This window comes from Paenibacillus phyllosphaerae, assembly GCF_014192105.1.
In the GTDB taxonomy this organism is placed as follows: domain Bacteria; phylum Bacillota; class Bacilli; order Paenibacillales; family Paenibacillaceae; genus Paenibacillus_Z; species Paenibacillus_Z phyllosphaerae.
The window spans coordinates 207,856-226,977 of sequence record NZ_JACHXK010000003.1 but is presented as its reverse complement, the minus strand read 5'-3'; the positions used below and the strand labels follow the sequence as shown (position 1 = coordinate 226,977).

Here is a 19,122-nt window from a genome sequence, read left to right as displayed (position 1 = left end):
TTCTTTTCCAATTCTTCTTCTATCCTGGCAATCTTGATTTCCTTTGATTTATCTAGCACGAAAAAAAACGCAGCCCCGTTCTGCTGCGTCTGATTACACATTATTTGGACAGGGAGAACAGTTTACGGACGCGCGGATCTCTTAGCCAAAGCCCTGCCCAAGCGAAGATCGCCAAGTAGACGGAGAACAGGACATGCGAGAACAGCGGGTTATCGAGTCGGATATGCGTGGCAACTACTCCGCCGTAGTACCCTGTCAGCAGGATTGCGCCAAGAATCGAGGTACGGGGGAAAGCGTAGAGTACGGTGGAGATAAGCCCAAGGATGCCGATTGTCAGCAGATGATGTTCGGCAAAACCAAGGCTCGTCGTGCTCTCCACGATCGAAGCCGGCTTGAAGAGTTTCGAGATGCTGTCCATCAGCATGAACACGATGACGATGCCGCTTAGCAGATAGGCAGCCCAACGGCGGCCCTTCGATTGCGCTTTGACCATGTGATTAGATACCTCCGTATTCCTAATTGGGATACTTGAAGCGTATCACACCGAAGCGCCTCGTGCTTCTTCTCGATTGCGGCATTGCTCGTTCATCCTTAATGGCATCTGGCAGCGGCCCATTCTGCATGGTAAGACCGCGATCCGTTATGCCGTATGGGCGACCAGCATGTTGCCGTCGGGGTCAAAAAACTTCAGAAACCGGCGACCCTCTTCAACCGGTGCAGCCTGCGGATCGCCATGTACCGATACTCCACTCTCGGCAATCTTCCGGCAGAACTCATCCATGTCCACGACCTGAAATCCGATAACGGGGAATGGCTCTCCATGGACGGTAAACGTTGAAGCTGTCGCGTCGGTTGTTTGCCATAAGAAGATATGGGTTGGATCATTTGTACGTGACTGATGAACTTCTTCCCCATAACCATCGCTATCCGCTCCTTTGACGTTCAATTCGTTCTTGCCCGCCCGATTACCGCTGCAAGGCTTGCCTCTTCCCGCTATACAACCACCGATATCCGAGAAACACCGCCATAAACAGGATCACGCTGAATATCGTATTCCCGGCAATATAGGGCTTCACGTACCCGGAACAATAGAAAGGCAGCTCTTCGCACAACAAGCCGTAGCCCGACTGCGGGAATTCCTGTCCATACCACGGAAAACCTTGAGCCATCATTGTAGCTAAGACCGCTATCCCAAGCTTGTCCACGGCTTGCGTGACGACGAAAGTCTGCAGCAGCACTAGGCGCTGTTTGAGCGAAAATAATCGTTCTCGGTTTACTTCCGCCATAGCCATGCTTAAGGTGCCGAGATAAGGGATCAAGGTGAAGAAGAATCCGAAATACAGCCACGAGAACGAACGGCTTCGGTCCGCGGGCATGTCTGCGAATGCCGAATAAGTGAGCGCTGCGAATATGTAGGTCAAGAAATAAAAGATCGTATAACTAGCTGCGATTACGAGTGTCCGCAGAACAATCGAGCTTGTCATTCGCCCGATCCGTAATTGTTGCATCCCTCTACCTCCTGTCCACCGATAGCAAATTCACACATTATTTTACCAGATATAACCAAATATAGACAATTAAAATCGCAGGTACAATCCCGCATCATCCTCTTTCTGGTAATGAATACCGATATCAGTAAGCCATCACTTCATTTTCCAAAGGTATCTGACGATATATCGGTAGACTAGTAGCGGAATGCTGCATGTGTGATACCTTACATGCATACCAATCCGCTTCCAGAGAGGAGATTGTTTACGCATGTTTTTCACCAAAGAGAAAAGCAGTGCCTCAACGCTGCAGCAATTTATTAACGATGAACTCGGCAACGTAACGCTCGAGTTGGATAAAGGCTCCGATCTTGCCGTTCAATTGGATTTAATGGAGCTTACGACGATTGATCTGGCGGTTCTTAGAGGGATTCGCTCAATCGTTTCCAAACATTTGAGCTCCGTTTATCAAGAGACGCTCAATCATACACACCCTGGTGTTCGAAGAATTACGGATACAACGCTTATTGGCATATCCAGAGAGATGAGCGAACAATACGTGCTTTCGTTGTTCGATGGCGTGATAAATTCGGCATTCGTACAGCGCAGGATTGCCGTCGGTCGAATGTATGTTCAGATCGGCGTCGAAATTCATTGGTTTATGTCCGTTTATAAATTACTCATGTCGCGCATTCTCGTACATGTGCAGAATGAGCTATCTCTGCAACCAGAGGAATCGCTAACCGTATTCTTGGCGGTATCCAAAATTTTCAACCTCGAAATGCAAAGCGTCATCGCTTCCATGCAACAAGCGCAGCAAGAGCAGCTGGCGAGCAAGGATCTGGAAGCGAAGAAAAACTTGAAGGACTACGTTGGCGGCTTCGTGGACAGTCTGGCGGCACTAACCGAGCAGACAAGCGCGTCCGTCGAGCAAGTCGTTCTTCAGTCCGAGCGCATCTCCGATACGGCGCAGAAGAGCGCGGGAACTTCGGTTGCGATGGAAGAGAACTCCGAGCACGGCAAGAATCAGCTCGACAAAGTCATCTCCAATATGGTCGAGCTCAAAGATAACGTGCAGCGCATCACCGAGACGATCGCCTCGCTCGAGAAGAATTCGAAGAAGATCGGCGACATCGTCGATGTCATTACCGAGATTGCCAGCCAGACGAATCTGCTGGCGCTTAATGCAGCGATCGAGGCAGCCCGGGCCGGTGAGCACGGCAAAGGCTTCGCGGTCGTGGCCGATGAAGTACGCAAGCTCGCCGAGCAGACCAGAAGCTCGTCCTCGAACATTACTGCTTTGGTCCAAGAGACGATTACGCAAATCACCAGCGTTATAGGCCAAGTGAGTACGATTACTCGCGTTGTCGATGCCGGCAACGAGGAAATGACCAACACGACCCATGTGTTCGAGCAGATCCTGAGCAGCAGCACGGAGAATAAGGACATGAACCAACAAGCGGAATCGGATCTTCAGATGCTCACCACCCTGCTCGGCGAGATTAGCACGGCCGTTGCCAAGATGGCGATCTCCACGGAAGAACTCAGCGATACGATCACGAATTTCTAATCGCTTTACCTCCGCATAAACAAAAACACGCCATCATCTGGCGTGTTTTTGTGCATATAAGGCATATGCGGCGCAAGCGGTCAGTCCGATCGTCAGCAGTCCCTCAGGACTTGGCATCGCAAGGCTGAAATGCTGTGGATCGACAATGATGTACGTTTTCAAAATCATCGTATCGATAAAAGCGTTGCCGAACGTATGCATCAGCACTGCGGGCCACACGCTATTCGTCCGCCAGCGAATCTCTCCGTACACGATGGAGGCGATGATCATGCCGAGCAAGAAGCGGGGGATGAACGTCAGCATACTTTCCGACGTCTCCACGAATCGGTAGAGATAAGGAAAATGCCAAGCGCCCCAGATGATGCCGGTATACGCATGTACGAATAGCCTGTGATGACCCATCGTAAGCAGGCGGGGGACCAAGTAACCACGCCAAGCGAACTCTTCGAATACATTCTTCGCAAGTGAAGGCAAGAGACTGGCCGCAACCGCCCCGATGAAAGCGTACGATAGAATCCCACCGCTGAGCCAGCCCATCTGGCTGCCGACAAGCACGACAATCGTTCCGATAACCGGATAGAAGAGGATACTAACCGCGTACCGTACGGCATTCCCCCGCAAATTCAGCCTCCAGCCGAAGTCCTTCCAACCGTCTGCCGTGAAAGAGCGCAGCGCGATCATCGCGATCACGGGCGTAACGATCCAGATCAATTGCCCGAGGCTACCGTTCTCATCCGTGCCTGCATAGATATCGACGAATCGTCCGAGCCATCCGCAGCTGACGACGATGATAGAAAAGAACAGAAGCTGACGCATGCCCGATTGTCTCGGTTCTTGCTTACTTACTCCGCTCACGATCCTCCTCACCTCCGCCTCATTCTCCTATTCTCCTTCTATTGTATGGAGAGAATAGGAATCCCAAATCCGCCTGCGGAACGAGATTACAGAGGACAAGGTAAATGACAGGCATTAGAGAGGACCTGTGAACGCTATGGTTGCGGCTTGCGGATGACAGGGATCCATATCTCGCTTTTGTAGTTAGGCGAGCTCGTATCCTTCGATTCATTCCACAGCATCTCCGGTCCTTGAGCCAGCTCATAACTTGCGGAAGGGAACCACTCTGAATAAATGCGGCCCCACACGTCCTGCAGCGCGCTTGGGAACGAACCAACGGCCGTGAATACCGCCCATGTCGAGGCCGAGACTTCAAGTGCCGCGAACGGTTCCGGACAAGCCTTCGTCGTCACAACCCCGATATAATGATCCAGCTCGCCGTTCTCCTCCATCCGCCCTTCCGAGAAGTTCGTCGACGCGCTGATCAGCCCGTTCGGTTCGGTATCCGACAGTTCCTTCATCGCGCGGATCCTCGGTTCGTCCAAGCTTTGCCACATGGAGGCGATCTCCGGATTCACCCCGTTAAAAATAATCGGGACCCGCTTCATTAGCCCCACTATACGAAAAGTATCCTTCTCTACGATGCGAAAGTTCATTTCGCTTCCTCCTCGAATCGTCAATTGAAAGGACATGCGCGGGAACGCCTTAAGCGGCTGCCCCTTGTGCCTAGCCTCGGACGGCGTAATGCCATGCAGCTGCCAGAATGCGCGCGTGAAGGCATCGGGCGAGAGATAACCGTATTTCATCGCGACATCGATCACTCTCGCGTCAGAACCTTGCAGCTCCAGCGCGGCCAGCGTCAGGCGCCTGCGGCGAATATATTCATGAATCGGGATTCCGGCCAGCATAGAGAACATCCGCTTGAAATGATACTCCGAACATAGGGCAATACGGGCCGCCTCTAACAGTTGAATGTCTTCCGTCAGATGCGCTTCGATATAGGCAAGCGCTCGATTCATTGGCTCCAGCACCGCAGCACCTCCTTTCAGTTACGATCGTAGCATGATGGCGCAGCGCCCATCCGACATTTTGGGTAGCGGTTCGGACGGGTGCTATCCGAATGTGCTTGTGCCTGACTTTTTGGACGAACCGGGCAGCCAGCGTTTCCGGCCAGGGGTGATATAGAACAGCATCAGCCCCAGCACGCCGCCGGCCGTATTCAAGATCAGATCATCCACGTCAAAGCGGCCCATCGCGAAGATCATCTGCGCGCATTCAAGCGCGAGACTCACTCCGAAGGAACCCAACAGCACCCGGAGGAACCGCTTTCTGGACAATGCCGCGATGAAAAAGCCGAGCGGCGCGAAGATGGCGACGTTGCCGATCAGGTTGACGAAGTCGTTCCCGTTCGACAGCCTGTCAAGATTGCGGTTGATCGATACGAGCGGGGTGAAATTGCCTTGCCGGAAACGTTCGATGACACGGCCCGGGTCCTCGATCGAGCGCCGCAGCTGCTCGCCGAGAAATGCGACATCCACCGTATCGAATTTGAACAGGATCACTTTCACAAGAATATATAGATAAACGATCAAGAGGGCCAATATCGCCACTCGGTTCAGGAGCCGGACTATCATTTGCGTTGTTTCTCCTTCCTAGTTGTACCTCGCTAACGTTTATCTTAAGCGCTGTCGGTATCCATCCGCAACTTCAAGCGTTAAGAACGAAGAAACGAGCCCACGATTGCTCGTGAACTCGTTTCTTGTTCCTATATCAGAGAGCTTCCAAAAGGCGATCCTTAGGACCGGCCGCCTTTTCTGCCCGCTTCTTCCCGGCTCATCTTATCCTCATCCCGGTCGCCGCCGCTTCTGCCGCGGGACTCTCCGCCTTTTTCGCCAATTTCCTGATAGAATTCCTTGTCATGGGTTCTTGCCGTCGCCTCGCCACCCATGCGTCCTGCTTCTTCACGGCTCATCGTTTGTTCCTTGGTTTGTGCCATTACGAATCACTCCTTCGTGGGTTTTGATGTTACGTCTATGTATTACCCTTGTCCAACGATATGAAACATCCGCTGCCGTCCGTTGCGCGACTAAAAAGGCTGTGCTATGCTTAATAATAAGTAAGGGCCGACAGATGCCTGAGAACATCCATCGACCCGGGTACACAGCTGCTTGAAGAAGCAGTCGGCTATAGGAACTAACGATCATGAATAGACCGCGATCCTGGCGAGGGGCGGTCTATTTCTTTTTGTTGACAGCAAGCATCAGCGTCGCGAATGCAATCATGAGCGAGAGCGCTTCATATACCGTCAGAGGCATCACCTCCCTTCCGGGAGATTAGCCGACCGTCCTTCCAAGCCTTCTATGCACTTGTCCATATTATACCATGCGTACTGACAGGCGTGCGTTTATTTCTTGTTCAGAATGCCCAAATAGGCAATCCACGGACCAACATCCTCTCGGTACCGCTCTGCCATTACACGCGTAATCTGAGCCGTATGCGCCAGATCATGAACGACCCACGTGGCAAGCAGTTCCCTAAGCCTTACCTCACCGAATGCCGGATGAAGACCGGTAAGCTCCAGCTGTGATTCTTCCTGCACGAGCTCCTTCAGTTTAGTAATATTCAAGTCCCGCAACTCACGAAACAGATGCAATTGATCAGCAAGCGTCGGTTCCTCTCCCTCAACCGCTCCATTCAAGTGAGCATAGCGGTCAAAAGGCGGGAATGGCTGTCTTGTCCCCTCCTGAATCAGAAACATTAGCCGAGGGAGCCAATTCGTTCGTTCGCCATCGATCAGATGGGCAAGCACTTGCCGAGCATTCCATGTGCCTTCACCCTCATTGCAAGTCAGCCATTCATCCGATAACCCTGCGAGCAAGCTATCCAGCATGCGCGGCGTTCGCGACAAGATTGCAATGGTCTCGTCGAGCTTGAAATTCATTGAAGCCCCCTTTCAGATACGAATCTGTTCCAATGACCTTTAGTGTATATCCTAACAAATTAAAAAAGCCCGTCAATCCATTCCTCTATCAGGAATCGATGACGGACCGTCGTTACTTGGCAAAACTATGATGGCCGATCGTAACAATGACATCCATGCTTGACCAGAATTCGCCCTTCGATACGTTCGGGTTGAAGAAGTACACCGAATTGCCTACGTTGTTCTTGCCGTTCAGCGCATCCTTCACGGCACGCAGCACGCTTGCGTTCGGCTTGCTCTTGTCGAGCAGTCCGTTATGAGCCGGCGGGAACTGCCTGCCGGAATAGATCACGTCGCGTATCGTGTCCGGGAACTTCGGATTCTTGACCCGGTTCAGAATGACGTTCGCGATCGCCAGCTGGCCTTCATAACCTTCGTAGCCGGCTTCCACCATCGTAATCTTCGCCAGCAGCTGGAACTCGGTATCCGTGTAGGATTCAGCCGGATTATTGAAGAAGGCCGGAATGACTACCTTAATCTTCGTCCCTGCGACAGAAGCTACAGCTGTGTTGGTATTAAGCCCGTTGCGTTCGAGCAGCTCGGCCAGAGTTGCCCCGGTGGCCTTGCTAATCTGCGCCCAGCCATAGTTAGTCGCCGTCACTTCTGGCTTCACGATCGTGAAATCGAGCACGTCTCCGCCGGCGTTCGTATTCAGGTTCGCATGGAGGATCTGAGCGAACTCGCGAACCGGAATGTACAACCGGCCGTCAGCCATAAATGGAAGCGCATCCATGACATAACGGACCCCGTTGAAATAAACGACCGGTACCCGGTTGCCAAGCACGACCTTGTCATTCAAAGCGGTATGTATCGTTAGTTCTTCATTATCGTTATCCCAGCTGGCATTCGCACCGAATTCATAGGCGAGCGCTGCCGGCACATAAAGTCTGCCTTCCCGCGCATATACAGGCTCCGTCATCTTAATGACCTCGCCGTTCACTTTAATGGTCACCTTCTCGGTTGTCGCTGCGGATATGAAGGCGGGTGGTCCTACGCAAAGCAGAAGTAACCCCAAAACCATCGTGCTGATCAGCCATCTGAATGGCTTGCTTGCTCTGATCATGTGTACCTCCTTCGCTTGAACGAAATTGTTGTACGCCCCTTCTACTAGGCCAAATTATAACACAGCAAAATACGCCCGTAGGATTAACATTTTCACAGAATTACGGAAAACGGGCGAAAAACGCTGAAAATTTGATTAAAACGGAGCTTCATTGGGTAGTTCAACCGGACTAAAGAAGGTGAAACAGAGGTGGACTGGCGATTTCGTCCTTGAAAAATAACGATCAGCACGAGCGGAAACCGACTTGTCAATATACGTAAAAACCACGCCCTCTCGGACGTGGTTCCTTTGGTGTATAGGGTAGCTTGGCCAATGTTGTTCAGGACAACGCATACTTGGCCGAATGTTAGTTGACGCCATGCTCTTCGCGAATTTTGTACAAGCCCTGCAGCAGAATCTCCGAAGGGTCGCGGTTAAGCAGGTAGTGCGTGAGCAGAAGATGCAGCGGGACAGCGCATACATTATTGCCATCCTTGAATTGCGGGAATCCGGTCTCGAATACAGGACCGTGATCCTTGTGCCAATCCAGACCTGCGTGAACTTGCTCCGGCGCGAACTCCTCACGGACCGCCTCGATGCAATGAGGGACCAGAATCTTATCGATAATGGCTTTGGCTTCGTCCTCGTTCGCGGGAGGTTTCTGCATCTGCTTGCCGCCCTTGGTCTTCATCAATTCGTAGAAGAACGACGCCATCCACATGGCCGGGTTGTTGCCCGACTGAAACTTCGCTACCAGCTCTCGAAGGAAGAATCCGCAGACGTAACCGTCATTCGCCTCGTCCTTCACCTGATACACAAATACCGGACCATAGACAGGCTGGTGCAGCACCTGGCCTTCGACATGTTCGAATTGCGACTTCAGCGCAACCATGCCGTTATGGTACACCGCTTTGACCAGCTCCAGCAATTTCTCATTGCTCTCGGCTGTTTCTGCTTCATTGCCATTGACTTCCGTGTTCGTAGTCTCATTGTTCATCGTCGCTTCACCCGCTCTAAGTATAGCACTCGGTTGTTTGCAGAGTCTAGCAGCGTTAACAACTTTACCCACGGTGAATGGTTTGTGTTCACCATCGCAAGCGCGGGAAATTCTCGCTTACGTCCGGCGCATATAAGCACGCACCGTAATCGGCGCGAAGATCGCCACGATAACAAGCGCCCCGATCAGCGAAATCGTGAGGTCCCAGCCTGCGGAACCGGTATTGGTCAGATCGCGGACGGCGGATACAAGGTGCGAGATCGGATTCATGTCGACGAACCACTGCAGCCAATTGGGCATGGTATCAACCGGCACGAACGCGTTGGACAGGAAGGTGAGCGGGAATAACACGAGCATCGAGATCCCTTGCACGCTGGAAGCGGTACGGGCAATGACGCCGAAGAAAGCGAAGATCCAGCTCATCGACCAGGAGCAGAATATAACGAGCAGCGCGGCAAGCGCTACATATCCAAGCCCGCCTTCCGGTCTGTAGCCCATGACGTAGCCCATCGAAAAGGTTAGCGTGGTTGCGATCGTATAGCGCACGGTATCTGCGAGCAAGGCGCCGGCTAGCGGGGCTATCCGCGCGATCGGCAGTGATTTGAACCGGTCGAATACCCCTTTGTCCATATCCTCGCGCAGCTGCACGCCGGTCACGATCGAAGTCGTAATAACGGTCTGGACGAGAATGCCCGGGATGATGACGGGCAGATAGCTTTGCACGTCGCCGGAGATGGCGCCGCCGAAAATATACGTGAACATGAGGGTGAAAATGATCGGTTGGAGCGTGACGTCGAACAGCTGCTCCGGCGTTCGTTTAATTTTGAGCAGCCCGCGATAGGCCATGGTCAGCGAGTTGCGGATCGTCTGCCCGAGGCTGGTGGAGTTCTTCAACTGCCGGCCGAATCCCGGTTTAATCGAGGTTGTTTTCATACTTAAGCTTCCTCCGACTGTTTCGATTTATGAGCGGTCGTCTGCTCGGCATCCGTGACGCCATGGCCGGTAATGGTCAGGAACACTTCGTCGAGCGTTGGCTTCTGCACGCTCATCTCCGACAAGCCGATCCCTTGCCCGCGGAGCGCGATGAGCAGATCGGTTACCAGATCCGCATTCGCCATCGGCGCCGTTATTTTGCCTGCTTCCGAAGAAATGCTGGACTGCACCTGCAGCACCTGCTCGACGATTTTGCGCGCTTCGGCCATATCACCGGCCTCTTGTACGCTCAGATGGAGCGACGACGTGCCGACGGACGCCTTCAATTCATCTACCGTGCCTTCCGCGACGACACGGCCGCGGTCAATGACCGCAATCCGGTCCGCCAGTTGATCGGCTTCCTCGAGATATTGCGTGGTGAGCAATACGGTCGAGCCCGTATTCACGAGTCGCCGGATCGTCTCCCACATTTGTGCACGCGTGCGCGGATCAAGCCCGGTCGTCGGTTCATCCAGGAAGATGAGCGGCGGCTGCGCGATAAGGCTGGCAGCCAGGTCGAGCCTGCGTCGCATCCCGCCCGAGAAATTTTTGAGCGGACGCTTAGCTGCTTCCGTCAGTCCGAATTCTTCCAGCAGTTCCTCCGCCTTGCGCTTCGATTCCGCCCTTCCTAGCCCCAGCAGTCTGGAGAATATCACCAGATTCTCGGTTGCGCTCAGCGATTCGTCGACTGAAGCATACTGCCCAGTCACGCCGATCAGCTGCCTGACGATTTGCGACTCTTTCACCACATCGTGTCCGAAAATCTTCGCCGAGCCTCCATCCGCCCGCAGCAATGTCGCCAGCATCCGGATCGTCGTTGTCTTCCCTGCGCCGTTAGGCCCCAGTACCCCGTAGATCGATCCGGCGCGCACGTTCAGATCCACGCCGTCGACCGCCCGATGGTTCCCGAACATTTTGACCAGCCCGCGCGCTTCTACCGCCCACTCGCGTTTCCCTTGGTCTATGTTGTTGTGTTTCTTGCTCATCGTTGTTCCTCCTTATTCGGTTCTCATCTCGTATGAGGAGATCTTATCGCTCCTTTATGAACTGAATTTGAACTCGGGAATGAGAAGATGAACGATGGTGTTTCTATCTTTTTAAAATAAGAATCTTATTAAAGAAAAATCTATTAGCGTCTGTTTCATAAGGCATTGATTGCAGGCGGGGCAAGGCTTTGCATCTAGCAATCTATTATTTTTTCAGCCTTGACAGTCGATAGGCGTGACAAATTCAGACGAAATCCGATATTCGTCAAGAATACAGAACAACGCAGGCCGGTTAGGACAAGCAGCAAGATTAAGGAGTCAGCCAAGAATACTGCCAACAGGAATCGAATACTATCCACATCTTCTGTCTGAAACATTAACCGATGTACAGGCAAGCGGAGGCGAAGGGACGGTATCTGTCTGGATTCGTAACCGGATCATTATCGTTCATGCAGCTTCATCAACCTATATAGTAGAAAGATTGCAACAAACAGGGGGTCGATTACGAGGCGAGAACAGCAATGGGGTCATCCGCTTGGTTGAAGATGGGCGAAGAGGCAAACGCAAATAACCCCCTTAAACTGCAGGGGGCTTGCAAAATCTAAATCTTCTATTAAGCTCGCGCGAAGCGTTCGATCAGGAAATCCTCGAGATAGAATTCCTCTGGCGCGCCAGCCGCGGCGCAATCCCTGGCATGCTGAAGCATCGGCAATGCCCGCTTGCAGACCGATTGGAACGAACGAAGCGAAAAATGCCCGCGAATGGTCCGGTAGAATTGCAGCGGACGTGCGCTTGCGAAGGCATCTGACTCATCGCCGCCAATGAACGCGTACAGACCGGTCCGCTTGGCTGCATCCATATAGGATTGGAATGCTCGGTCCGCAAGTTCGGACTCCAGCACACGAACGGGATCGCCTGCGAATAAATGCCCACGCTCCATCAGCTCCCGCAGCCGGATTGCCGCGTAGCGAACGGTCTTTAGCCCTGAGCGGTGAAGCAGTTGAACGAGCCGCAAGAAAGTGCGTCCGTTCTCCATCAGCTCGACCTCGCCCAGCTTATAATAATGTAGCAACATGCGAAGACGCGATACCGTCTTGGAGTACGGTACCTTCGCTTTCGGTATGAAACGGTAATGTCTGCCTGCTTCGTGCCGCACCTGATAGGCCGGATTCGGAACGCAGACAACCGACCATCGTCCAAGCGAATCTTTGGCGACCTTTGTCTCCGACAGCAGCGGCTGGCCAGGATGCGGCGCCAGATTAGCCAATTGATGAAGCAGCTCCCGCACTTGAGCCGGACGGGACTTGTGCGTCAACGTATAGAGCCAGCAATCCTCGCTTAGGAATTCCTTGAATTCGGTGCGTACCTTATCGCCATTGCGGCTGATCAGATACAGATACAGCTTCTGGGCCGAGACGGGCAGATCGGTGAACGCCTTCGTGAACACGACCGGATGGAACAGCACGAAACGCCCGGAACGGCGTTTGAAAGATTCCACGCGCCATTCCGAGATAATGCCGCTGCGTGTCGTCGAGATCAACTTCAGCTCGATAAACTTTTGCACCTCTGCGTAGAACTGCTCTTTGGATCCAGGTTGTTCATACTCTTCATTCATCAGTTTATAGAGCCGGTGAACGGAAACGCCAACAAGCGACCCTTCAGTATTGAAGCGCCGGAAGATCGTCATCATAAGCCGCAGAGACATAGCGGTCACGTGAAATTTGCGTACAGGGTGGCTGTTGCGACGGAACATCTTCGCTTCATCCTCATCATAGGCCTGCTCGATGCTGAATAAATCATGAAGGAAGGTATAGTCGACCGAGACCGGATATGTCGCGCCCTTGTTCGCGTTATTCAGTTCCATGTAACTAAGCGAGTTTGCCTGCTTGACGCGTTGTTTCTTGTCCATATCCGGCTTCGACCTCCTTCCTTATCAGGATTCGTGAAAGAACTTCGGTCGAATCGACTTTACGTCAGCCGGAGCGGGCGTTATAATAAAGTCAATGACCTAAAAAGGCAAAACTAAAGCAGACCTTTTTAATCGCATTTTTGCGCGAAAAAAGGACATGTGGAATTGCTGCTTCCCTGTTGGAGCAGGGAAGATCAGCAGATGAAGTTAGAACCGCCTATTCATTGTTCACTGTTATCGAATGTTCCCAGTTGGAGCTGGGGGCAAGCAAGTAAAGTTTGGAGACTTTACTTATCTACTTTTCACCCCCGTATTCGTACGGGGGTTTTTTATTGCTATATTGTAGTGCTATGTATTCACCAACGAGCAGGCGGAAGTTGGAGTCTTCCGAGAGCCGTTTGCCCTTGAAAGTTTGGAGTCTTTCGAGAGCGGTTTGAACTTCTTATATGCGTCTTACCATTCGACATTAACAGACGAAAAATGATTTGGCAAACGGAGTAGAGAGGATAGAAATGTGGAGTAGACAGGATAGAACGGAGTACAGCGGATAATAATATGGAGTACAGAGGATAGAAAAATGGAGTACAGCGGATAGAATGGAGTACAGCGGATAGACCGATGGAGTGCAGAGGATAGAACGGAGTACAGCGGATAGTTTGATGGAGTACAGAGGATAGAAAAACGGAGTGCAGCGGCTTTTAAAACGGAGTACAGCGGATAGAAATTTAAAAGTTTTTTTGACAATTGTCCGATTTAAAGACAATTGTCCGTCTCTCCCCTCCCGAAACCGAACGCATGTCCGCATAAAAAAGAAGCCTCCAGATCTTACGATCTTTCGGCTTCTATCCCGATCTCATCGATTGTCGCTTGCACTTCCATCGCGGCGAGCGACAGCTGATGACCGAATCCGACCTTCCGCGCCCACTCGCTGGGGGTGAAGATCACTTTCTTGGCCGTGTTCCAGCCGCCTTTGTAAATAAAGTCAAAATCGCTCAAAAAACCAAAATCCTTCAGTTCCTGCATACTTTCCTTGATCGTCTGCACCGCTTTCGGACGCGTACTGGAATGGAGCCCGATATGCTCGATCAGCGTATCGATATCCATGCCATACTCCTGATCCTTCATCCGGTTCGAGATCGTCAGATACAAGCTCTTGGACGTCGGCGATGCGAGGTCATTATAGAGCGCCATCGAGATGAATACGACGTTGCCCGCCGCCAAGCTTTCGTGCATGTAATTACTGAACGTAATGTCTGCTTGCATCATCTCCGAGTCGATATCCGCGGTCGAGATCGGATTATGCGTGACCGTTCTTGTCCGCTTGCCGGTCTTCGGGTTGAAGTATTCTTCCATAATGATCGAAGTCTGCGCCAGATTGTTCAGCGCCTTCTCCATGATGGCATACTCCCCGCCCGTCTTCTCCGAATAGATAACCTCGGCCAGCTCCGAGAATTTGAAGGAGAAGTGCGCATTGCGCCCCTTGTCCGCCCACAGCTTGAACAAGCCGACGAACACCTTCATATCTTGCGGCGTCAAGAGCGCCCCGTTCTCGTTGCGGTAGTACAATCTGCGGAAGCCCTTCTTGCTCAGTTCGATAATGCCGTCTTTCGTACGCAGCTTCTCGAGCGTCTTCTCGTTCGGACTTGTCGCATAGATGAGTCCGTGATCGAGAATGTTACGCTCAACCTCATGCGTCGGTTCCTTCTGATACTGGCGCTTAATCTCAATCGCCCGGTCCAGCAGCGATATCTTCACCGCTAACATGTTCTCCTGCTCATATAGATCGTGATCGATCGGCTGGCCGCTTTCCTTGGCGGACAGAATCACTTTGGAGATATCGTTCTTCTGCGACTCCAGCTTGGTCGATACGCGCTGCAGCTCATAAATTTTCTTGCTGATCAGCTTCTCGCCACGCCGTTGAAGCTCCAGCTCATACTCGGATTGGACGATCATTTCGTCGTTGAATCTCATTTGCGTATCCGCCTTGAAATCCACGAGCGCCTGACCGTGCTTGTCCAGGAAGGACAAGATCGATTTACTCAAACGGTCCACCAACTTTCACTAGCACATTCTTAACTCTTATTGTATCTGCTAGCTGGGTGAACGACAATAAAAACCGCCAATATTGGCATGATGCCAAATAGAGGCGGTCAGACGAAGTGAGCTTTTCACTTCGTGAAAACTCTAAGTCTATGCTTCCGAAGTGAGCTTTTCACTTCGTGAAAACTCTAAGTCTATGCTTCCGAAGCGAGCTTTTCACTTCGTGAAAAGCTCTTACCCGATAAATTGCTGCACCCATTCCCCGTTGTAATACGCAATGCCGATCTGCTTGAAGCCGTCCTTCAGGATGTTGGCGCGGTGTCCCGGGCTGTTCATCCAATCCTTCATGACGTCGGCTGCCGTACGTTGTCCCTTGGCGATATTTTCTCCCGCGACGTTATATTTAATACCGAACGATTTCATCATATCGAACGGCGAACCATAGGTCGGGGATTGGTGGGCAAAATAGTTGTTATCGTACATGTCCTTCGCTTTGGCCATGGCTACCTTCGACAGCTCGGCATTCATCGTCAGGGCGCTCAAGCCTGCTTTCGCACGCTCCTGATTAACGAGATCGAGCACCTGCTGAGCGACAGAGGAACCTGCCGCTGGTTGCTGCGTTGCCGGCTGTTGCGTGACTGGCTTCTGCGCAGCAGGCTGACGGTTCGTATTCGGCTGCGTCGTCGTGGTCGTGCGATTGCCTGCCGGCGTTTGTCCCCAGTATCCGCCAGTCGGTGCCTGCGTCCCGTAATTGGAACCGTTCGGAGCCCCTGTAGGCGCTTGGCCCGTCCAGTTCACCGAGCCGGGATTCGCATAGCCGCCGCCAGTTCCATAGCCCGTACCGGTTCCGGTACCATACTGCGTCCGTCCAACAATTCGGATCTGAATGTCTTCGTTCGCTTGCTGCCGAATACCCGTCGAGTAACCGCGATCCGTCGACGTAGACGAAGACTGGTTCATGTTCGAGTGTTGAGCCGGCCGATTCGTGGAGAGCAATCTGGCATGATCGTTGGCCTGCTGACGAGGCGTCGCATCGTCGCTGGCACAACCGGTCGCGAGCATCATGGATGTGAGAACAGTTGTGATGGCAATGGCTTTCTTAATGATGAACACCTCCTGATGAGTGTAAGAAGATAAGGCTAACGACTGAAGGATTTGTAGATCACGCTCGTGTTATGCGCACGCCAAAAAGGCAAATCCTTACCCTCCGTGAGCGGTGTGGATTTGCCTTGCTATATTGGGGTCCCCGCTTAATCTTTGGTAAAAGCGGAATTACCTGCGGTTAGCATTACGGGATAGAAGTTAGTGCATCGCTTTGGGGCGTTCAGACCCGCCTTCTACCTTCACACGGCGAATGAAGAGCGAGATGACAAAGCCGACGATACCTACGACAAGCGCGAAAATAAACGCATGCTGCGAACCGAATGCCATCGCATGGGCCGATTCCGACGCTGCCGCCGGATCTGATGACGCGCTCATGTAATCGGCGATACCGCCAGACATGAGGCTGACCGCAACGGCGGTACCGACTGCACCGGAAATCTGCTGCAGCGTATTCATGAACGCAGTGCCGTCTGGATGTAGATGCGGCGGCAGCTGGTTCAAGCCATTGGTCTGTGCCGGCGACATAACCATGGAGATGCCGATCATAAGCAGGATGTGCAGCGCGATGATCAGTCCGATCGAAGTATCCGTATCGAATCCCGTCATCATGAACAAGACGATGCTCATGACCAGGAACCCTGGAATGACGAGCCACCTCGGACCGAATTTGTCATACAGAATACCCATTACCGGGGCAAGCAGGCCGTTCACGATACCTCCCGGCAGCAGAATCAAGCCTGCAGCCATCGCCGTCTTCGCAAGTCCCCCTTGGAAATACATAGGGAAAATGAGCATAGTGGACATGATGACATTAAAGCATAAGAAGACCATGAGCAGCCCGACAACGAACATCGGGTACTGGAACACTTGCAGGTTCAGCATTGGCTGCCTTAACTTGTTCTGCCGCAGACAGAAGACGAGCAGAGCCAGCGCACCTATAATGAAGGATCCGATTACGACCGGATCCGTCCAGCCGCCGTCACCTTCGCCGGCATGACTGAAGCCGAAGACGATCCCGCCGAAACCGATGGTCGAGAGCAGAATGGACAGCACGTCAATCTTCGGTTTGGTAATCGTCGAGATGTTCTGCATATATCGAACGCCGACCAAAAGCGAGATAAGCAGGAACGGGATCGTGAACCAGAAGATATAATTCCAAGACAAGTATTGAATGGTCAGTCCGGCCAGTGTCGGCCCGGCTGCAGGCGCGAACATGATGACAAGGCCCATCGTGCCGAGCGCTTGACCGCGCTTCTCCGGCGGGAATATGACGAGGATCGTATTAAAGATGAGCGGGAGCAGAATTCCGATGCCGACCGCTTGCAGAATACGCCCAATGAGCAATAGACTAAAGCCAGAGGATAATGCCGCAACGACACCGCCGACGATGGAGATGCCGAGCGAGAAAATGAATAGCTGCCGGGTCGTAAACCATTGCATGAGGAAGCTCGATACAGGAACGAGTACGCCAAGCGTGAGCAGATAGCCGGTGGTCAGCCATTGTACGGTGCTTGCCGTAATGTGGAGCGATTCCATCAAATCGCTCAACGCGATGTTCAGCGCCGTCTCGCTGAACATCCCGATAAAACCGGCGATACATAACGCGATCATGATGGGCACGACGCGATATGAGGTTGACGCATGTGCCTGTGCTGCAGGTGTTGCTGTTGAAGCCGTTGTCTCCACTTGTTTCATCCTTCCAAAGGGGCTTATAACCTTTTATTTGAGTTTATTCTACAACCGTTGAATAATAAAAGTCAACGAGTGATGAATTAATTATTTTTTTTCTGAAAGTAGGTTTGTATCGTGGAAGAAACCAAACGACGTCCTGGACGTCCGCCCAAACAAACGGAATTCGGACGGGACTTTCTGCTGTCCAATGCGCTTAGCGAATTTTCCCGGCATGGTTACGAAGGGACAAGCCTGCGCACGATCGCAAGCCTCTCCCATGTAGACGTCGCGCTGATTTCCCATCATTTCGGCTCCAAGTTGGAGCTGTGGAAAGCCGTGGTCGATTATTTGGCCGACAGCATCAAAGTGCGTTCGCCTTTCAATAAACCGTTGTTATTTGAGGATCAGGCCGAAGCCCGGGCTGCCATTGAGGAATTCGTGGAGGATCTGGTGCAATTCAGCTTCGAGCATCCGCATCACAGCATGTTCCTGTCGCATGAGGCGGTCGGTCAGAACGAACGGTCCGAATATTTGATGAACAAAATGCTCCAACCGACGTTCCAGGCGCTGAGACCGTTCATCGAGGGCTGCATGAAGATCGGCGCGGTCCGGCAGCAGAATGGAGCCCTCTTCTTCCTGATGCTGATCAATTCCGTGTCGCTGCTCGCCACGATGCCGCATTATGCCGCCTTGTTGTCCGATCATTTGTCTAAGGAAGAGGGTTTCAAGGAGGAAATGAAGCGAAGCGTGCTGTCTAACTTTTTCCATATCGGAGAGTCGAGATAAGGTTAGGATGCTGCAGCACGACGAACAAGGAGGCGCCAGATGGCTGCCTCCTTCTATGTGCTTATTTGTTATTCGGCGAGGAACGGATCGGAATATCTGGATAACCAGCCAGCTTCATCTATCGCTATGAACGCATAGTAGGTTCCAACGGCCAGTTGGTTAGTTTCTAAGGTGAATGCTGCTTCTATGTTCGCCGTAACGTCCTGTTTCGTTATCGCCTGTTCTTCAATAAGCTGCTGCGATAGATCGGGCTTTTGGAGTATGGCTGTTTCGATTAAGTAGATGGCCCCGTCCCTCGAGCTAGTCGCATAGAGAATTACCGCCGCTGAGGCCGGGACCGTATCCGTGGAGGCATGCGTTATGATCGGCTCGTCTACGAGAACGAATCCATCATCGTTCACTACGAGATTTCCCCCTCTATCCTCACCGATCCATACATATTCACCTAGATTGAGCCCATCGGTATCGAAAACAACCGGTTCACCGGCTGCCGCCGTTTGGCGCAATCCTTCGCCTTCGTCTACGGCTGCCGCAATTTGGGCCGGCGTCATCTCTCTCGCCTTTTTCTGCTAGAATCATTAGGCCTGAATTATACTACCGCAAACAATATGGGAAAGACCCGGTACCGTGCGGTACCGGGTCCATTCACGTATTAGGTTGGGAGTCTCGTGAGTTAGAACGGCTCATCAGCGAATGTTCTTGCTTCAAGCGTGCCGCCGGCGGCTGCTCGTCATCGCCGACGGG

At 52.3% G+C, this 19,122-nt stretch carries 20 protein-coding genes; 2 read left to right on the top strand and 18 right to left on the bottom strand.

The genetic code is table 11. The features are described from left to right. Nucleotides 1-100: 100 nt before the first annotated feature. From FHS18_RS08690 to FHS18_RS08680, 3 genes are all read right to left on the bottom strand, one after another. Nucleotides 101-493 (bottom strand): DoxX family protein, encoded by a 393-nt coding sequence (locus FHS18_RS08690; protein WP_183599077.1) that lies wholly within the window; start codon nt 491-493, stop codon nt 101-103. A gap of 147 nt (nt 494-640) precedes the next feature. Further along, nucleotides 641-946, bottom strand: a complete 306-nt coding sequence (locus tag FHS18_RS08685) for a VOC family protein (protein ID WP_183599075.1) — start codon at nt 944-946, stop codon at nt 641-643. Nucleotides 947-965: 19 nt separating this feature from the next. Continuing rightward, entirely contained in the window at nt 966-1,508 is a 543-nt protein-coding gene (locus FHS18_RS08680; protein ID WP_183599073.1) for a hypothetical protein, read from the bottom strand. Between the two features lie 250 nt (nt 1,509-1,758). Here FHS18_RS08680 and FHS18_RS08675 point away from each other — a divergent pair, with 250 nt between their 5' ends. After that, nucleotides 1,759-3,057 (top strand): globin-coupled sensor protein, encoded by a 1,299-nt coding sequence (locus FHS18_RS08675; RefSeq protein WP_183599071.1) that lies wholly within the window; start codon nt 1,759-1,761, stop codon nt 3,055-3,057. A 33-nt stretch (nt 3,058-3,090) separates the two neighbouring features. Here FHS18_RS08675 and FHS18_RS35130 read toward each other — a convergent pair whose 3' ends face one another. From FHS18_RS35130 to FHS18_RS08610, 14 genes are all read right to left on the bottom strand, one after another. Further along, nucleotides 3,091-3,912 carry a CPBP family glutamic-type intramembrane protease gene (locus FHS18_RS35130; RefSeq protein WP_183599069.1) on the bottom strand — a complete coding sequence of 274 codons (822 nt, stop codon included), beginning with the start codon at nt 3,910-3,912 and terminating at the stop codon, nt 3,091-3,093. 134 nt (nt 3,913-4,046) lie between these two features. Continuing rightward, nucleotides 4,047-4,910: an AraC family transcriptional regulator gene (locus tag FHS18_RS08665; protein WP_183599660.1), complete on the bottom strand. Its 864-nt coding sequence runs from the start codon at nt 4,908-4,910 to the stop codon at nt 4,047-4,049. A gap of 93 nt (nt 4,911-5,003) precedes the next feature. After that, entirely contained in the window at nt 5,004-5,525 is a 522-nt protein-coding gene (locus FHS18_RS08660) for a VanZ family protein (protein WP_183599067.1), read from the bottom strand. Nucleotides 5,526-5,686: 161 nt separating this feature from the next. After that, a complete protein-coding gene (locus FHS18_RS08655; protein ID WP_183599065.1) occupies nt 5,687-5,887 on the bottom strand; it encodes a KGG domain-containing protein in 201 nt (66 codons plus the stop codon). A gap of 238 nt (nt 5,888-6,125) precedes the next feature. Next, nucleotides 6,126-6,206, bottom strand: coding sequence for a putative holin-like toxin (locus tag FHS18_RS35360; protein WP_221401261.1), 81 nt, complete (start codon nt 6,204-6,206; stop codon nt 6,126-6,128). 89 nt (nt 6,207-6,295) lie between these two features. Then, nucleotides 6,296-6,832, bottom strand: a complete 537-nt coding sequence (locus FHS18_RS08650; protein WP_183599063.1) for a DinB family protein — start codon at nt 6,830-6,832, stop codon at nt 6,296-6,298. A 112-nt stretch (nt 6,833-6,944) separates the two neighbouring features. Beyond that, the gene (locus FHS18_RS08645; protein ID WP_183599061.1) at nt 6,945-7,934 is read right to left on the bottom strand and encodes a cell wall hydrolase; all 990 of its coding nucleotides are present in this window, start codon (nt 7,932-7,934) and stop codon (nt 6,945-6,947) included. Nucleotides 7,935-8,280: 346 nt separating this feature from the next. Beyond that, nucleotides 8,281-8,910, bottom strand: coding sequence for a hypothetical protein (locus tag FHS18_RS08640; RefSeq protein WP_183599060.1), 630 nt, complete (start codon nt 8,908-8,910; stop codon nt 8,281-8,283). 117 nt (nt 8,911-9,027) lie between these two features. Then, a complete protein-coding gene (locus tag FHS18_RS08635) occupies nt 9,028-9,843 on the bottom strand; it encodes an ABC transporter permease (RefSeq protein ID WP_183599058.1) in 816 nt (271 codons plus the stop codon). A gap of 2 nt (nt 9,844-9,845) precedes the next feature. Next, nucleotides 9,846-10,868 (bottom strand): ATP-binding cassette domain-containing protein, encoded by a 1,023-nt coding sequence (locus tag FHS18_RS08630; protein ID WP_183599056.1) that lies wholly within the window; start codon nt 10,866-10,868, stop codon nt 9,846-9,848. A 613-nt stretch (nt 10,869-11,481) separates the two neighbouring features. Beyond that, nucleotides 11,482-12,777: a hypothetical protein gene (locus FHS18_RS08625; RefSeq protein WP_183599054.1), complete on the bottom strand. Its 1,296-nt coding sequence runs from the start codon at nt 12,775-12,777 to the stop codon at nt 11,482-11,484. A gap of 825 nt (nt 12,778-13,602) precedes the next feature. Further along, entirely contained in the window at nt 13,603-14,820 is a 1,218-nt protein-coding gene (locus FHS18_RS08620) for a replication initiator protein A (protein ID WP_183599051.1), read from the bottom strand. Between the two features lie 231 nt (nt 14,821-15,051). Continuing rightward, on the bottom strand, nt 15,052-15,930 hold the full coding sequence (locus tag FHS18_RS08615) for a CAP domain-containing protein (protein WP_343060465.1): 879 nt from the start codon (nt 15,928-15,930) through the stop codon (nt 15,052-15,054). A 189-nt stretch (nt 15,931-16,119) separates the two neighbouring features. Continuing rightward, complete coding sequence (locus FHS18_RS08610) at nt 16,120-17,532, bottom strand: DHA2 family efflux MFS transporter permease subunit (protein WP_246427560.1); 1,413 nt, start codon at nt 17,530-17,532, stop codon at nt 16,120-16,122. A 195-nt stretch (nt 17,533-17,727) separates the two neighbouring features. On the opposite strand from FHS18_RS08610, the gene FHS18_RS08605 reads away from it, so the two are divergent. Further along, on the top strand, nt 17,728-18,378 hold the full coding sequence (locus tag FHS18_RS08605; protein ID WP_183599047.1) for a TetR family transcriptional regulator: 651 nt from the start codon (nt 17,728-17,730) through the stop codon (nt 18,376-18,378). Nucleotides 18,379-18,446: 68 nt separating this feature from the next. Here FHS18_RS08605 and FHS18_RS08600 read toward each other — a convergent pair whose 3' ends face one another. Next, nucleotides 18,447-18,929, bottom strand: a complete 483-nt coding sequence (locus FHS18_RS08600) for a hypothetical protein (RefSeq protein WP_183599045.1) — start codon at nt 18,927-18,929, stop codon at nt 18,447-18,449. Nucleotides 18,930-19,122: the final 193 nt, after the last annotated feature.

What these genes read in the sequence shown, in the direction of transcription:
- FHS18_RS08690 (WP_183599077.1), bottom strand. Translation starts at nt 493, where the DNA reads ATGGTCAAAGCGCAATCGAAGGGCCGCCGTTGGGCTGCCTATCTGCTA.
- FHS18_RS35360 (WP_221401261.1), bottom strand. Translation starts at nt 6,206, where the DNA reads ATGCCTCTGACGGTATATGAAGCGCTCTCGCTCATGATTGCATTCGCG.
- FHS18_RS08665 (WP_183599660.1), bottom strand. Translation starts at nt 4,910, where the DNA reads ATGAATCGAGCGCTTGCCTATATCGAAGCGCATCTGACGGAAGACATT.
- FHS18_RS08655 (WP_183599065.1), bottom strand. Translation starts at nt 5,887, where the DNA reads ATGGCACAAACCAAGGAACAAACGATGAGCCGTGAAGAAGCAGGACGC.
- FHS18_RS08680 (WP_183599073.1), bottom strand. Translation starts at nt 1,508, where the DNA reads ATGCAACAATTACGGATCGGGCGAATGACAAGCTCGATTGTTCTGCGG.
- FHS18_RS08635 (WP_183599058.1), bottom strand. Translation starts at nt 9,843, where the DNA reads ATGAAAACAACCTCGATTAAACCGGGATTCGGCCGGCAGTTGAAGAAC.
- FHS18_RS08610 (WP_246427560.1), bottom strand. Translation starts at nt 17,532, where the DNA reads ATGATCGCGTTATGTATCGCCGGTTTTATCGGGATGTTCAGCGAGACG.
- FHS18_RS08625 (WP_183599054.1), bottom strand. Translation starts at nt 12,777, where the DNA reads ATGGACAAGAAACAACGCGTCAAGCAGGCAAACTCGCTTAGTTACATG.
- FHS18_RS08660 (WP_183599067.1), bottom strand. Translation starts at nt 5,525, where the DNA reads ATGATAGTCCGGCTCCTGAACCGAGTGGCGATATTGGCCCTCTTGATC.
- FHS18_RS08630 (WP_183599056.1), bottom strand. Translation starts at nt 10,868, where the DNA reads ATGAGCAAGAAACACAACAACATAGACCAAGGGAAACGCGAGTGGGCG.
- FHS18_RS08650 (WP_183599063.1), bottom strand. Translation starts at nt 6,832, where the DNA reads ATGAATTTCAAGCTCGACGAGACCATTGCAATCTTGTCGCGAACGCCG.
- FHS18_RS08645 (WP_183599061.1), bottom strand. Translation starts at nt 7,934, where the DNA reads ATGATCAGAGCAAGCAAGCCATTCAGATGGCTGATCAGCACGATGGTT.
- FHS18_RS08640 (WP_183599060.1), bottom strand. Translation starts at nt 8,910, where the DNA reads ATGAACAATGAGACTACGAACACGGAAGTCAATGGCAATGAAGCAGAA.
- FHS18_RS08675 (WP_183599071.1), top strand. Translation starts at nt 1,759, where the DNA reads ATGTTTTTCACCAAAGAGAAAAGCAGTGCCTCAACGCTGCAGCAATTT.
- FHS18_RS08600 (WP_183599045.1), bottom strand. Translation starts at nt 18,929, where the DNA reads ATGACGCCGGCCCAAATTGCGGCAGCCGTAGACGAAGGCGAAGGATTG.